The 15,485-nt window shown below is 42.0% G+C and carries 15 protein-coding genes and 2 pseudogenes; 4 read left to right on the forward strand and 13 right to left on the reverse strand.

From position 1 onward, the window contains the following. Positions 1–138: 138 nt before the first annotated feature. The 6 genes and pseudogenes from HUK62_RS00260 to HUK62_RS00285 all read right to left on the reverse strand — a co-directional run bounded on the left by HUK62_RS00260 (position 139) and on the right by HUK62_RS00285 (position 5,212). Positions 139–1,304 (reverse strand): IS3-like element ISAba22 family transposase gene (locus HUK62_RS00260; protein ID WP_085942227.1). Its coding sequence is split into 2 segments (ribosomal slippage): positions 139–1,046 and positions 1,046–1,304, totalling 1,167 coding nucleotides; the frame shifts between segments, so codons are not numbered across the junction. 61 nt (positions 1,305–1,365) lie between these two features. Then, a pseudogene (locus tag HUK62_RS00265) lies at positions 1,366–1,506 on the reverse strand (glutathione S-transferase); the annotation flags it as partial. Positions 1,507–1,524: 18 nt separating this feature from the next. Then, positions 1,525–3,351: a protein-disulfide reductase DsbD gene (dsbD, locus tag HUK62_RS00270; RefSeq protein WP_176536773.1), complete on the reverse strand. Its 1,827-nt coding sequence runs from the start codon at positions 3,349–3,351 to the stop codon at positions 1,525–1,527. A gap of 19 nt (positions 3,352–3,370) precedes the next feature. Continuing rightward, positions 3,371–4,141, reverse strand: coding sequence for a transporter (locus HUK62_RS00275; protein WP_176536774.1), 771 nt, complete (start codon positions 4,139–4,141; stop codon positions 3,371–3,373). A 14-nt stretch (positions 4,142–4,155) separates the two neighbouring features. Then, complete coding sequence (locus HUK62_RS00280) at positions 4,156–4,698, reverse strand: hypothetical protein (RefSeq protein ID WP_004978318.1); 543 nt, start codon at positions 4,696–4,698, stop codon at positions 4,156–4,158. A 139-nt stretch (positions 4,699–4,837) separates the two neighbouring features. Next, positions 4,838–5,212: an HPF/RaiA family ribosome-associated protein gene (locus HUK62_RS00285; RefSeq protein WP_004691760.1), complete on the reverse strand. Its 375-nt coding sequence runs from the start codon at positions 5,210–5,212 to the stop codon at positions 4,838–4,840. 330 nt (positions 5,213–5,542) lie between these two features. Here HUK62_RS00285 and HUK62_RS18925 point away from each other — a divergent pair. From HUK62_RS18925 to HUK62_RS00295, 3 genes and pseudogenes are all read left to right on the forward strand, one after another. Further along, positions 5,543–5,749, forward strand: a pseudogene (locus HUK62_RS18925) (purine permease); the annotation flags it as partial. Positions 5,750–5,902: 153 nt separating this feature from the next. Beyond that, entirely contained in the window at positions 5,903–6,637 is a 735-nt protein-coding gene (locus HUK62_RS00290) for an outer membrane protein OmpK (protein ID WP_176536775.1), read from the forward strand. A gap of 97 nt (positions 6,638–6,734) precedes the next feature. Continuing rightward, positions 6,735–7,241, forward strand: coding sequence for a GNAT family N-acetyltransferase (locus HUK62_RS00295; protein WP_176536776.1), 507 nt, complete (start codon positions 6,735–6,737; stop codon positions 7,239–7,241). Here HUK62_RS00295 and HUK62_RS00300 read toward each other — a convergent pair. After that, positions 7,230–7,736 (reverse strand): DUF1877 family protein, encoded by a 507-nt coding sequence (locus HUK62_RS00300; protein ID WP_148825309.1) that lies wholly within the window; start codon positions 7,734–7,736, stop codon positions 7,230–7,232. The two genes, HUK62_RS00295 and HUK62_RS00300, sit on opposite strands and share 12 nt — an antisense overlap. Positions 7,737–8,088: 352 nt before the next feature. Between HUK62_RS00300 and HUK62_RS00305 the strand changes: the two genes are divergently transcribed. Next, positions 8,089–8,796, forward strand: coding sequence for a phospholipase D family protein (locus HUK62_RS00305; RefSeq protein ID WP_114837816.1), 708 nt, complete (start codon positions 8,089–8,091; stop codon positions 8,794–8,796). Between the two features lie 82 nt (positions 8,797–8,878). On the opposite strand, the gene urtE is transcribed toward HUK62_RS00305, so the two are convergent. The 6 genes from urtE to HUK62_RS00335 form a co-directional block, all read right to left on the reverse strand. Then, a complete protein-coding gene (gene urtE, locus HUK62_RS00310) occupies positions 8,879–9,577 on the reverse strand; it encodes an urea ABC transporter ATP-binding subunit UrtE (protein ID WP_176536777.1) in 699 nt (232 codons plus the stop codon). Between the two features lie 10 nt (positions 9,578–9,587). Beyond that, complete coding sequence (gene urtD, locus HUK62_RS00315) at positions 9,588–10,406, reverse strand: urea ABC transporter ATP-binding protein UrtD (protein ID WP_176536778.1); 819 nt, start codon at positions 10,404–10,406, stop codon at positions 9,588–9,590. Next, a complete protein-coding gene (urtC, locus tag HUK62_RS00320) occupies positions 10,403–11,476 on the reverse strand; it encodes an urea ABC transporter permease subunit UrtC (RefSeq protein ID WP_176536779.1) in 1,074 nt (357 codons plus the stop codon). Before urtC ends, urtD begins: the two co-directional genes overlap by 4 nt. Positions 11,477–11,480: 4 nt before the next feature. Beyond that, a complete protein-coding gene (gene urtB, locus HUK62_RS00325; protein WP_176536780.1) occupies positions 11,481–13,112 on the reverse strand; it encodes an urea ABC transporter permease subunit UrtB in 1,632 nt (543 codons plus the stop codon). A gap of 96 nt (positions 13,113–13,208) precedes the next feature. Continuing rightward, entirely contained in the window at positions 13,209–14,492 is a 1,284-nt protein-coding gene (gene urtA / locus HUK62_RS00330) for an urea ABC transporter substrate-binding protein (protein ID WP_176536781.1), read from the reverse strand. A gap of 193 nt (positions 14,493–14,685) precedes the next feature. Further along, positions 14,686–15,432 (reverse strand): IS5-like element ISAba31 family transposase, encoded by a 747-nt coding sequence (locus tag HUK62_RS00335; RefSeq protein WP_005262957.1) that lies wholly within the window; start codon positions 15,430–15,432, stop codon positions 14,686–14,688. Between the last annotated feature and the right edge of the window lie 53 nt (positions 15,433–15,485).

The raw sequence follows: 15,485 nt of genomic DNA on the forward strand, positions 1-15,485 counted from the left end.
GTAAGAGGATAAAAAGATTGAATGAATTCACTAGCCTCCAGCTCTAAAAAATTAAATAAAAATAAACTTTCTCACTATTTACTGGAAGAGGAAGTCTGATATACGCTGAATTATCAGGAGACTTTCCCTTGGGAGATTCTAGGCAGCCAACTTATAAAAGTCTTCGGCCATTTGATTTGGTGTCTTAAAACCCAAACCCTTTTGAATTCTTCGATGATTATAAAATAACTCAATGTATTTTATAATATCTGCTTTGGCTTCTTCTCTGGTTTGATAGTTGTAATGATGCACTAACTCATTTTTCAGTATTCCCCAAAAGCTTTCAATCGGTGCATTATCGTAACAGTCTCCGCGCTTGCTCATTGAACCTTGAAAACCATATTGCTCAAGTATATTTCGATATTCATGGCTGCAATATTGACTTCCTCTGTCTGAATGCACAATCAGTTCTTTGGTTGGTTTTTGATTGTGAATAGCCATATTTAGCGCATTACAAACAAGCTGTGTTGTCATGCGCTCATTTAAGCTATAGCCAACCACTTGCTTCGTGTAAAGGTCTTTTACCGCTGCTAAGTACAGCCATCCTTCAACAGTCCATATGTACGTAATATCACTTGACCATGCTTGATTTGGTCTAGTCATTGAGAATTGTTGCTCCAGCAGGTTTTCATAGATCGCTCGATTATGGTCACTATTCGTAGTCCTTTTAAAACGCTTGTGTCGCTTACAATACAGGTGGTTCAGCGCTTTTATCTGACGTACAGCGTACATACTCATTTTTATGCCCTGAGCTTGTAAGTATTTGGTTAATCGAATATAACCATAGCTCTGCTTTGTCTCCTCATGGGCTATTTTCACCAATATCGTCTGTTGATTTCGTTGAATCGTTCTTTTGCTCACGCCTCTCTTGAGCCAATCATAAAAACATGAAACTGAAACATGAAGTAATCGAGCCATTAAGGTAATTGGAAAAGAATATCTTTTTTGTTTCATATAGGCGTACCTTACTGACTTTCTTTGGCAAAGTACGCTGCTGCCTTTTTTAAAAATTCACGTTCCATTTCAGCTATTTTGAGCTGTTGTTTGAGTTTTTTATTTTCTTCGAGTAGAGCGTTTAGATCAGGTGAATACTGTTTTGTACCTGCTAAAGTTCCAGCCTTTGCTTTGGTATTCCAATTTGAAAGAGTTTGCATTGAAATGCTAAGTTGTCTAGCTGTTTCCGAGACATTGCCTTGATTGGCTTCAATTAATTTGATGGCTTCAGCTTTAAATTCTGTGGTGTAAGTCTTGTGTTTCTTGCTCATGGTAAACTCCTGATGAGTGTGTTTAGTTTACCAAGTTAAAACCTCCTGTTTTTTCAGCACACATCAGTTGCTTAAAGGTCGGGTCTTCTACATCAAAGCGAATGAGGATTTCTTCAAAATCTAGATCAAATGCAGTCAAGACCAACCATGCTCGCACCGACCAACTGGAGTAATTTTTATTGGCAATATATAAACGTTGCATCCCCCGCTCTGCTTCAGGTTAAAAACGTTGTAATTGAGCTAAAAGTTCAGCCTCAGTAAATGCACCGGTTAAACGTAAACCACGAATTTCTTGTTGTGAGGCATCTAAGAATAAATAGGTCGGTGGTCCTAAAATATCCCACTGGTTTAAGAGCAGTTGATGGGTTGCATCGTAATGACTCAAATCTAATTTGATCAAATAATACGGCGCAAGCGCTTGCTGTACCGTTGCAGACTTTAATATACGGTGTTCAATCGGCTGACAAGCAACACACCAATCCGCATAGACATCGACAATAATCTTTTGACCTTTTGGTGCTTGTGCCAAGAGCTGCTTAAACTCCGTTGCCGTCGCTGCCACATGCCAACGCGCAGATGCAGCCACTGGCGCTTCAAAGAAACGCTGACTCTGCTGATATTGGCTATAGGCAATGTACGTCCCGCCAATGACTAGAGCCACGATGTACAGCATACGCAACTGAGTTTTATGCCACATCAAACGATACAACACATAAATAATAAAGCTCAAGCCTAGCAGCAGACTCAGTGCTTGCATCCATGTTTCAGAAAGCAAAGGACGCACAAAATACAGCGCCAAAGCCAACATGATGAAAGCAAAGAATACCCGAACCTGATTCATCCACAGCCCAGCACGAGGCAATACCTTAGCACCCAGTACGCTTGCCACTAACAGCGGTGTCCCCATACCAAAGCCTAAGGTGAACAACAAAATTGCCCCTTGCCACTGACTTTGTGTTTGCGAAATAAACAGTAAAGCGCCTGCCAAAGGTGCCGTCATACACGGTCCAACCAACAGCGCAGAAATCATGCCCATAATCGCAGCACTGATTAGGCTGCCACCCTTTTGCATAGACTGGATATGATCGAGTTTATTCACCACGGCTTGCGGCAGTTTAAGTTCAAACAAACCAAATAGATTGAGTGCGAACAAAACAAAAAGAATGCTAAAAGCAATCAGGGTGGATGGCTGTTGTAACCAACGCTGGAAATTCAAACCCGCAGATGAGGCCACCAAGCCCAAAATGGCATAGACCATGGCCATACTGCACACAAAGACCAAGGCAATCATCCATGCTTTCAGGCCTTTGCTATCGCGAATAATTAATGAGGTTAAAATCGGCAACATCGGCAAAGAACACGGCGTAAACGCGAGTAATATCCCGAGGCCAAAGAACAGCAATAAACCATAAGCCAATGAGCTTTTGGCTAACTCTTCAGACCAAATTTGATCTTGCGCAGCCATCGCATCGGAAGCTGTTACGGCAGGTTCAGCAGTGACTGTTGGGTTGATAGGCTCAAATTGCGAATTCGACTGCGCGGCTAAATCTAACAGTCGTTTTGATCCACCCGCTTGATCTTGTAGACTGACCAAACCGTTGACATCGGTTTTAAACTCAATACTTTGCGGTGGATAGCAAATGCGATCTTTGGCACAGCCTTGCCAAGTCACCTTATAGGTTTGCGAGGCCTGTGTGTCTAAGTCAAATTGCACTTGTTGATAATAAACTTGGGTATGGCCATAGTTTTCATCATACAAATCATGCGCAGGCGGTAGCTCAAGCTTAAGGGGCTGACCCACCTGCTGCACTTCAAATTTGTGCTGATACAGATAATACTGTTCAGGGATATTCCAGTGCAGTTGAGCGGTATGCTCAGTCGTGGATTCCACTGTAAATGGAAAAGCATCTTCAGCTGAAAGGAGTGGAGTTTCTGCATGAACGTTTAGGATACTGGCCCAGATACACAGATTGATGATCAATACTGACAGCGCCAGATACCACGTTTTGCCGCTCATCCCCTGTTTCAGATGAAGATGCTTTTTCATAATATGTTCTTTTTTCTAATTAAAATAAGTATGAAACGCCAATGCCTGAATAATAACTTTTATCTGCACCATTTAAGTCGACACCAACACTTGCGTCCAACTGCATCCGATTATTCACCGCATACATGACACCTGTACCGAGCGCATATTCATTGTCTTGACTTTCTGCTTTACGATAAACCAATTCAGAAAAACCGCTGAGTTTATCGGTAAATTGATATTCTAAAGTCGGAATTGCAGAAATGGCCCAATCACTATTTTGCACTTCATAACGCATGGTGATGGATGTCGACACGAGGTCGCTATAATCGTATGCCACCACAGATGACAGACTATAAATATCATCTTCATTGGTGAAACCATCATTACCTGTGGCAATAATCGCTTCAGCCAGTACCGCCATAGTCAAGCGTTCATCATCCAAAGGAATCGCCGCTTTCACACCCACACTGACATCACCCAAACCATCTGTTTCAGACTTATGGCCTGCCACTTTCATTTGTTGCCAAGAAGGTCCAGCCCAACCCAATTGCAATTCGATGTTTTCAGCTAAACCTGTGCGCAATAACATATCTGCATTTAAGCTGGTGGTTTTGACTTTTTCACCATCAGTCGTGGTCGATTCAGCATAGTGCGCATTGGCCAAACCCTGCTCCCAAGCCAACTGCCCCACAGGCGTAATCCCTGTACCTATGCCCGACCAGGGACGGTCAAAGGAAAAATCTGCGGCCATCGCATTCATACTGAACCCAGCGGCTACACATAAACCTAAATGTTTTAATTGCATCATGATGATCTCGCTGTTTAAGCTAATTCTTTTGTCATTTTTGCACCATGCTGACGAAGCAACTCTAAGGTTTGCTTTTCTTCAGCCAATGCTTCGGCCCAATTAATTTCGTCAAACTCACAATCAAAGAATAAATCGCTAATGGAGGATAAAATGGTTAAGCCATCTTCATCTTTGGTGTTTGGATCAACTTTTTCATCCAACAACCGTTTGACCGCTGGCGCACATGCAGCACTTGCAGCATCCCAAAGTGGGCCATAAATTTCTTCTGTATCCCACAAATGCAAGTTTGCTTTGCCATGAATCAGTTGTTCTAAAATGTCTAAATGTACCGCTAAAGTCTGTTGTTTTTCTTGTTCTGACAGTGGTGCACCTGCTTCATACGCTTCGCAAATCGCTTCCCACCATTTGAATAAGCCGTCTGACCAAACAGAAATCACAGGTCCTTTTTCAGGATCAATAAAATTGAGACTTAACCCATCGGTCAATAGACGTTGAACTTGTTGAAGATCTAATTCTTCAAGTGCTTGCACGAAAGCTTGTTGTTGCGCGGTTAACATGGAGATGACGCTCTTCAATTCAGTTTATTCTATTATGCCGAATAAACGGGACATTTGTTATCCGTAATGTTGGATAAAAGTGAGTGCTCAGCATGAAAAAAGCCCCTGATTGAGGGGCTTTTTTAAAATTCGGTGAGGTTTAATCTTCCTCATCATCAACTAGGCCATCATCCTGATCTGCATATACAGGTTGGCCAGCACGTGGTTTATCATTTTTTTCAAAGGTATGTTCTAAACTACGTTTAAGGCGATCGATCGCGCCATGAATCGCAGTATCGACATTATGACCTTTATGATTTACAACCACGGGTTTTAGACCTGCTGGACGCGCTTCAATCATACATTGAATGTCGTCATCTCCGCCTTTATGGCTATTGGCATCACTTAGATGCACTGAAAAGTGGGTAATGCGCTCACTGTGACGTTGAAATTCTTGATTCAGCTCTTCGCGTATATAACTAATTAAACGGTCACTATTTTGAATGTTTTTATCTGTACGGATTTCTATGTTCATAAAATAACATCCTCTCTCTTTCTTTATTCGACTCTTTTTTTGTACCAAGATTTTTATCTCTTGGCACACTTGTAACTTACTGTTTTAACAGTATTCGACCATCTTCAATTGCTTTGGAATGTAACCTCCATCGATTGAATGATGAACACTTTTGAGTCTGCAGATCTGTGTCCTTCTCCTTTGAATATCGGGCCTAACTGAAAATTATGCAAGTGATATTTTTAAAAAAATATGAAAAGGATACTTATTGTGACAAGCCCTTACTTGCATGGCTAAAAACAGATGGATTTGATTCCATCTTCTAACTATTCACGTGACTTCATTGGCTAGAATAAACAAAAAAATCTAATGATTATGACAACTTCAATTACGGCAGGAATGACTGCAAACATCGATCATTCATTCTTTGCAAACATCCCCAAATAAGTGCAAACCCTGTTCCATTCTAGGATTTTCCCGAGCTGTATCATGTCGATATTGCTAAATTTATTATTCAATCACCTAACATTTTTTCCAAGAAGCTCCATATCAAATTAAGTGTCATGCCTGAAAGGTAACATTAAACCATTTGGTAAAAAAAGTATAAAAAATGGCTCATTTTCAAGTTTATTTTCCATGACATTCGTCAAATTTGGCTTTATTTTTGCTTAATAATCGGTATTCTGTATCCGATTTTTTGGGGAAATATTCATGAAACTGACTCAAATTGCTGCTTTCGTAGCATTATCTTCTGCTGCGGCAATTTCTCAAGCTGCGCCGATTTGGCAAGACTTTAGCTTCACTGGTTTATATGGTGAAAACTACAAATCACCGTTCGAAACTGAAGACGAAAAGCTTGAGCAAACAACCATTACTGCAGAATACGCAGCGGGTTTCAAATATGGCGATTTCTTCGCTTTTGCTGACCGTACCAACAACGATGCTGATGGCAATGTAACTTACTTTGAAGTTGCACCACGTTTCAGCTTAGGTGCGATGACAGGAACTAAACTTGAGCTTGGCCCAGTTAAAGATGTGCTAGTTGCAACGACATGGGAAGGCGGTGAAGGTTTCAACAACTACCTCTATGGTATTGGTTTTGCCTTAAACGTGCCATATACACAATATGCAAACATCAACTTCTACAAAGCAGATAACGACCTGACTGATGATGATTATCAAATGACCATCACCTATGCAGTACCGTTCAAACTTGGTTCTGAAGACTTTTTAGTTGATGCCTTCCTTGACTGGTCAACAGGTGAAAATGCAAATCATGCAAGCGAGTTAAACTGGACTAGTCAGTATAAATGGAATGTAGGTAAACACATTTCTCCAGATACACGCCTTTACGTAGGTATCGAGCACTCAGTTTGGAATAACAAATACGGCTATAAAGGCGTTGACCAAAATGACGTAAGTGCGTTAATTAAATACCACTTCTAATTCACTTTTGTGAATATCCAAAAGCAAGACTTCTGTCTTGCTTTTTTTTATGTAAAAGCAGCATGATAACCCTCCCAACGCATACAACCTTGCCTTCATGTCTTTTCTCATTCGTCCGGCTACTGAACACGATCTGCCCGAGATCCAAAATATTTATAATGCAGAAGTCTTACATGGCATGGCCACTTGGAATGAACATGCCTATGATTTAGCACATTTCCAAAAACAACTACTACACTTTCAACAAAACAAATTTCCATTTTGCGTGGTGGAAGACCAAGAAACGCAGGCCATTGCTGGCTTTGCAGACTATGCCACCTTCCGTAATTTTTCAGGCTATCGTTATACCGTTGAGCACTCGATTTATATTTCACCCAACTATGCCCGTCAGGGCTTAGGTCAACAGCTTTTAGCGTATTTGATTGAACAAGCAAAAATGCAGCACATGCATGTCATGGTTGCAGGGATTGACCACGCCAATCTGGCTTCAATTGCTTTGCATGAAAAGTTTGGCTTTGTACAAACTGGCTATATGCCCCAAGTTGGTCAGAAGTTTGGGCAATGGCGTGATCTGGTGTTGATGCAACTACTGCTAAATCAGTGAGGTCGGGACTAAATTGTCACTGGTGACGCTGATCACGGCATACGTATGCTTGGCCGCATGTTCATAAAAGTTTCTGAGCTGAGCAAAGACTAAACTCAACTCGGCAAATTGCAATTCAATCGATTCGGTCTGGATGCCATGTTCCTGTTCTAAGCGTTTCAAACAATTGGTTTGCATATGCTTTTTAAAGTCTTCGATATCCAGTTTTTCTAAAGCCTCTTGGACTTCAACCACACGCACCGCGGTGTTATAACGTACCTCTGTAAGCTGTTTTTGGCGCTCTGCCAAGTGATGCTCGGCTTGCACACTCAAAGCCAGTAAAGAAGTGCCAGACTTAAAACTGCCTTGCAATAAGGTCTGTAAGATTTTCCAGTTTTTACCTAAAAGCAGATGTGACTCGATGTGCTCCGAATTCAGCACATCGTCGACAGAAATAGATTCTAAAATCAACGTTTCCAAAGCATTGGGCGGAATACTTAATAATAATGTGTCCATATGGCTGCTCTTATTGTTGTTGCTTTCCCTTAGCTTAACGCGTCTAAAAGCATACTGCTCAAACAATTTGTATGAGTAATTTTTCATAAAAGACCCAAATCCCCGACAGTTCTTCAAACTCAAGAACTAGAAAAACACATACTCCAACGGACCAGCCTGAGTAAATATGCATATTGGCGATGAAATCATGGATTTCCCAAGTGCTTTGGCGTTTTTGGTGGGACTATGCAGGACGTAATTGTGATATTTTTCAGCTTGATAAAAAAATTCAAATTACACGTCTAGATCATCCCTAACCAAGTATTTATGCGCTAATATCTCATTTAATTATTCAAAATAATCAGAGGGTTCAATGGCAAAATTTTTAAATACGAGTGGTACTAATTTTTTTCTTGAAGAACTCATCAAAAATGCCAAAGAGCGTCTCATTTTAATTAGTCCTTATCTCCGTTTAAATGACCGAATTAAGGAATTGCTAGAAGATAAAGATCGTCTCAAAATTGACATTCGTATTGTCTATGGAAAAAGTGATTTACACCCAGACGAAATTAAATGGATGCAAAAATTGGATTATGTTCGCGTTAGCTTTTGCAAAAACTTACATGCAAAATGCTATATCAATGAAAGTGAATGTATTATTTCAAGTCTAAACCTTTATGAGTTCAGCCAAGTCAATAACAATGAAATGGGAATCTTAGTCCGTAAATATGAAGATAATGAAGTCTTCAAAGATGCTTATGAGGAAGCTCAACGAATTATCCGTATTAGTGATGAAGTACGTATTACTCTAGATGAAGTAAAAGCTGAAGCTTCTCCAGTTTTAGAAATAAAAGAAAGCGAAGAAGAAATAATTTTTACCAAATTAACAACTGCAAAACTCGCAGCAAAAGTTGGAATTAAAACCCCAGACTTATTAGAAAAATTAGTCAATAAAGGCTATTTAAACCTTACAGAAAATGGAAAACATTTTCTTACCGATTCAGGAAAAGCTATTGGTGGTGAGTTCCGAACTGGTCAGTATGGTATTTATTTTCTATGGGATGAAAATACTGAAATTTAAAAATAATAAATCCCTCCAAACCTCCCTTTTAAAAGGGAGGCTGCCCCCTCTCCCTTGGGAAGAGGGGGGAGAATAAAAAAGCTTAAATCGCTACCAATTCTCGAATACCTTTTGTAGGCATTTCACAGCCTGCGCCTTGCGCAATCACTTGTCCACGGGCCATGACGGTATATGCATCGGCCAGCTCCTCGGCAAAATCATAAAACTGTTCGACCAAAACCACCGCCATGTCGCCGCCATCCGCCAGTTTACGAATCACTCGGCCAATGTCTTTGATAATAGAAGGTTGAATACCTTCTGTAGGCTCATCCAAAATTAACACCCGAGGCTCTGATGCTAAAGCACGCGCAATGGCCAGTTGCTGCTGCTGCCCCCCTGATAAATCCCCACCGCGGCGGTGCTTCATTTCATCTAAAATTGGGAAAATTTCATACAAATGCTCAGGCACTTTTCGAGTTTTAGCCCCCTTAAACTTGGCCATACCAATCAAGATATTTTCTTCGACTGTTAAGGTCGAAAAAATATCACGCCCTTGCGGCACATAAGCCAAACCCGCACGCACGCGTTGCTCGGGGCTCATGTTTGAGATGTCCTGACCATCAAGTAAAATCTGTCCAGACTTAATCGGTAAAATCCCCATTAAACATTTAAGTAAAGTCGTTTTCCCAACGCCATTACGCCCCAGCACCACGGAGCACTCTCCTACAGGTGCTTGAAATGAAACATCTCTTAAAATATGACTGCCACCGTAAAACTGATTGACGTCTTTGACTTCTAACATGGTCGGCTCCTTAACGTCCTAAGTACTTCTCAATCACATCTTCATTGGCCTGTACCTCAGCCAATGTACCTTCGGCTAAGATCGCCCCTTGAGCCAGTACCGTCACTTTTTCACCGATGGTGTCGATAAAGCTCATGTCATGTTCAACCACCACCAAGGTGTGATTTTTCTTTAACTCTAAACATAGCTCAGCTGTTCGTTCCGTTTCGGCATCGGTCATACCGGCCACGGGTTCATCGAGTAGGATCAGCTTAGGACGTTGCATAAGCAACATGCCGATTTCCAACCATTGTTTTTGTCCATGTGACAACAGCCCCGCAGGTTTGTGTACCCATTCTTCTAGGCGAATTTGCGCTAAGGACTCGTCCAAAGCCAGCTGTGCGTCTGGATCTAGTTTGCTAAAAAAGCTTTTCTTCACCCGCTTATCTTTTGGTGCAGCAAGCAGTAAGTTTTCCATCACGCTAAAGTTTTCAAATACCGTTGGTTTTTGAAATTTACGCCCAATGCCTGCTTCCGCAATTTGCTCGGTACTCATCTTGGCCAAATCATAGTTTTGCCCAAAAAAAGCGGAGCCTTCGGTCGGTCGGGTTTTGCCCGTAATCACATCCATTAGTGTGGTTTTACCTGCCCCATTGGGCCCAATGATGCAGCGTAGCTCCCCTTCTTGGATGTATAGCGATAAATCATTTAAGGCACGAAAAGCATCAAACCAAACACTAACTTTTTCCAAGTACAGTGCAATCCCATGACTGAAGTCGGCGCCTTGTTCTTTGGGACGTCCATAGCCGTCTGAAGCATGGCCACCATGAGGTTGTATTAGCTCACTCATTCGCTACGCTCCTTTTTAAAACGGTCAAACAGACCAATGACACCTTTGGGTAAGAAAATAGTGACCACAATAAATAAAGCACCCAAGATCAATAACCATGCTTCTGGATAAGCCACGGTGAAATAGGTTTTTACGCCATTAATTAATCCTGCACCCAAAATTGGGCCAATCAAAGTCCCACGCCCACCCGCAGCTACCCACACCGCCATTTCAATCGAATTGACAGGGTTCATTTCACTCGGGTTAATAATGCCTGCTTGGGGCACATACAAGGCCCCTGCAATACCTGCAATCACTGCGGACAGTACCCATGCAGAAAGCTTGTACCACAACGTCCGGTAACCTAAGTACTGCAAGCGGTTTTCACTGTCCCGAATCGCCCCCAGCACACGACCGTAGGGTTTATTCATGAGATGACGCAACCCCACAAAGCACAACATCAACACCAAAGCCGTTAAGGAACATAAGGTGGCACGCATAGGAGCAGACGTGATGTCCATGCCTAAAATGGTCTTAAAGCCTGTAAACCCATTGTTTCCGCCAAAGCCTGTTTCATTGCGGAAAAATAACAGTGCCGCAGCAAATGTCATGGCCTGCGTAATAATCGAGAAATACACGCCTTTAATTTTGGAGCGAAAGGCAAAGAAACCAAAGATGAAGGCCACCATACCAGGCACCAACACCACCAAGGCCAAAGCCCATAAGAAATGATTGCTACCCACCCAATACCACGGCAGTTCAGTCCAGCTTAAAAAACGCATAAAGTCAGGCAGACTGTCACCCGCTGTCTGACGCATCAGATACATACCAAACGCGTAGCCACCAAGGGCAAAGTACAAGCCATGGCCTAGGCTTAAAATGCCTGCATAACCCCAAACCAAGTCTAGTGCCAAAGCCACTAGAGCCAAGCACATGATTTTACCAATCAAGGTGATCCAATACGCAGAGAGATGAAAGGCTGAATCTATCGGTAGCAAATGTAACCAAGGCAGGATCAACATCACCGCAAAGCAGACCGCAATAGCGAGCGCACTATAAGGTTTATCGGAAAATAAAGAAGTGATTTTCATGCGCTTACTCCACAAAACGGCCTTTGATGGCAAACAAACCTTGTGGACGTTTTTGAATAAACAAAATCACAAGAACCAGTAGAATAATTTTTGCAAGAACAGCCCCCATCCCAATTTCAAGGACTGTACCGCTGATCCCTAAACCAAGTGCCGCCAGCACAGCTCCCCAAACTTGCCCGACACCACCTACCACAACAACCAAGAAAGCATCGATAATGTAGTTCTGACCCAAATCAGGCCCAACATTGCCCACTTGTGCTAAGGCACAGCCTGCTAGACCAGCCAGCCCAGAACCCAGCCCAAAGGCCAACATATCGATACGGCTAGAGCGAATACCGACAGCACGTGCCATTTGACGGTTTTGTGTTACGGCACGTACAAACAGACCAAAGCGGGTTTTATTAAGCAGGTAAACCAACAGCAGTAGCACCGCAACCGTAAACACAATAATGGCAATCCGGTTATACGGCAGCATTAAACTTGGACTCAGCGCAATACCGCCCGATAACCAAGAAATATTCGAGACTTCAACATTTTGTGCGCCAAAAATCATCCGCACCAATTGCATCAAAATCAGACTGACCCCAAAAGTGGCCAACAAGGTTTCAAGCTGACGCCCATACAGTGGACGAATCACCGTCCGTTCAATCAACATACCAATTAAGGCGCTCACCAAAAAGGCTGCGGGAATAGCAGCAATCAAATACCAATCGACATAGCTACCCAAGTAGGTCTTAAACAGGCTTTGCACCACATAGGTGGTATAGGCCCCAATCATAATCAACTCACCATGCGCCATATTAATCACACCCAGCAAGCCATAAGTGATGGCTAAACCGAGCGCTGCTAGCAGTAAAATGCTGGCTGTACTAAAACCAGAAAATACATGTCCAGCCCATTCACTGGCCTGAATCCGTGTTTTAATCTGACTTTTGGCATCTACCAACACAGCTTTGAGTTCGGGGTTCAAGTTTGATTGAGTTAAAGCTTGCTCAACCAGTGCCAGCACCTCGGGACGATTGGAATCGGTAAGGACTTTAGCAGCCTGAATTTGGACTAAAACATCTGGACTTTCAAAGTCGAGGCGCGCTTTGAGCTGTGCCAAGCGCTGTTTAACTTTATTATTTTGTTCATGCAGATAGAGCTGATTAATCTGCGCAACATTCAGTTCAGACAGATTATTTTCTAAAATATCAATGGCTACTAAACGTTGGGCAGATTCTTCAGATTTTAATTTGGCCTGTGCCTGTCCAAAGTTTAAGGCTTTTCGTAAGGTGTTGACCAAAGTTACCTGAGACAAATCCCCTGGCCAAGTTTCAATCACTTGCTCATCGGGATAACGTAATAATTTTTCATTATTTTTTAAAATATACGTCGTGCCTGCACTATCCCGATACAGCTCATCACTGTCGATCAGTGCCACCAATCGATCAAATTCTTCAATCGTCCCCGGCCATTGGTTAAGCATGGCACGGCGCTCAGCAAACTCAGCTTTGACAAAACGTTGAATCGTATCATTCGATACTGATACGTTTTGGGTCTGAGCAGAAAGTTGCACCTCTTCAGCCCAAACACTGCTGCTCACAAGCTGTGCCATTGCGCACAGCAGTGCAGCACAAAAAAATTTAAGATTCATAATATGACGTCCTTAAGCTTGTTTAAAACATCCCGCATCGGGATGTGCTGACTGAAAAGCCCACAGCAATCGCAGTAGGCTCAACGCTTAAGAAAATCATTTAGGAATGTACGGACTCCAAGGTTCCGCCTTAATCACTTTTGGTGTTTTATACACCACGTCAAACTGACCATCACCACGAATTTCACCAATCATCACAGGTTTTTGTAGATGATGATTTTCTGCATCCATTTTTAAGGTATAGCCTGATGGTGCTTTGAACTCTTGACCAGCCATCGCAACACGAACTTTATCAACATCGGTGCCGCCTGCTTTTTCAACCGCTTGTTTCCACATATTAATGCCCACATAGGTGGCTTCCATCGGGTCATTGGTCACGATTTTTTCAGCATTCGGCAGCTTATACTGCACCGCATACTGCTTCATTTTATTCACAAATTCAGTATTGGTCGGGTTTTTCACCGACATGAAATAGTTCCATGCAGCCAAATGTCCAACCAATGGTTTGGTATCAATACCACGGAGTTCTTCTTCACCCACAGAGAAGGCCATGACTGGAATATCCGAAGCTTTAATGCCTTGGTTACCCAGCTCACGATAGAACGGTACGTTAGAATCGCCATTGATGGTTGAAATGACTGCGGTTTTCTTACCTGCAGCAAATTTTTTCACATTACCAACAATGGTTTGATAGTTACTATGACCGAAGGGAGTGTACTCTTCCATGATGTCCGCATCGGCCACACCTTTGGACTTCAAAAACGCACGTAAAATTTTATTGGTGGTGCGTGGGTAGACATAGTCCGTACCGAGTAGCACAAAGCGCTCTGCTTTACCGCCCTCTTCGCTCATCAAATATTCCACCGCAGGAATCGCCTGTTGGTTCGGTGCGGCGCCTGTATAGAAAATATTTTTCGACTGCTCCTGCCCCTCATACTGCACGGGATAGAACAATAAACCATTCAACTCTTCTACCACAGGTAGCACAGACTTACGCGATACCGATGTCCATGAACCAAAAATCACTGCGACTTTATCTTGGGTAATGAGTTGACGTGCTTTTTCAGCAAATAAAGGCCAATCAGATGCTGGATCGACCACTACAGGCTCTAACTTTTTACCCAGTACCCCACCATTGGCATTAATTTCATTGATGGTCATCAAGGCCGTGTCTTTGAGAGAGGTTTCAGAAATTGCCATGGTGCCTGAGAGCGAGTGCAAAATTCCGACTTTGATGGTGTCACCACTGCTCACTGCCGCTGTTGGCTCAGACGTTGCTGTTTCCGCTTTCTCCGCAGGTTTTGAACAACCTGTCAAAGCAATAGTCCCCATCATTGCAGTTGCAAGGAATGTTTTAGTGAGTAATTTTTGTTGGAACATCTTGATTTTCTCCAAACTTGAAACTTAGGGTGCATTTTGCAATGCATGATTGTTATTCGCGCTATGAGTGCCAATTCAATTTCTATGCCAAGCAGGGTTTTACGATGTGAAAATCATTATCAAATTTTTAATTATTTCAATATTTATCAATAATTTATTAGGGTCTGTTGACACTTACTGTTCATAATTAACCCTATAACGGTAGCCATAAAAATATACAGGCTAAGGCAACAGAACTTTGATAATTTCTTTTGAGCTTGTCATATCGAGTAGCTATTCCTCTAAATTGCTTTAATCTACAAAACATATTTTCAACTAAATGCCTGATTTTATATAAATACCAGTCCATATGGTCATTGTTCGATTGGCTATTCGTTTTCTTTGGTATATTCGCTTTAGTCCCTGTTTTCCTGATCTGTTCACGCAGTGGTTCTGAATCATAGCCTTTATCTGCGCATACCACTTTTGTCTCTTTTAAATCTAATGTTGATATTAAATCAGGCGCAACTTTAACATCATGTGTGGTTCCATCGGTAATCATGAAATCAATAGGATTACCATGTGCATCAACAATCAAATGTATTTTTGAGGAGTTTCCTCCTACACTTTTAGAAATAGATTGATTCGCTATGCCGGCAGAATGTTGATGAGCACGTACATGAGAGCCATCAATAAAAATCCATTCCATATCGGGGCATGAGGCTAGTAATTTGAATAATCTAAGTAACTTACCGCTGCTTGACCAACGATTAAAACGTTTGAAAATAGAGTTTGAATGACCAAAACAAGAAGGAATATCTCGCCACGGACAACCTGTTCTAATTCTATAGAGAATAGCTTCAATAAAATTGCGTAAATTTGAGTTGTGGTGAATGGATAAATTACGCAGAATAACTTTCAACTTTTGCCAGTGTTGATCTGTCAGCATGGTACGAGGCATAGCGAATAGTAAAATTGGGTTTGGTGATTTGATTTTACTACTTCGCTATTTTT

Origin of the sequence: Acinetobacter sp. NEB 394, assembly GCF_013374795.1 — a bacterium.
In the GTDB taxonomy this organism is placed as follows: domain Bacteria; phylum Pseudomonadota; class Gammaproteobacteria; order Pseudomonadales; family Moraxellaceae; genus Acinetobacter; species Acinetobacter johnsonii.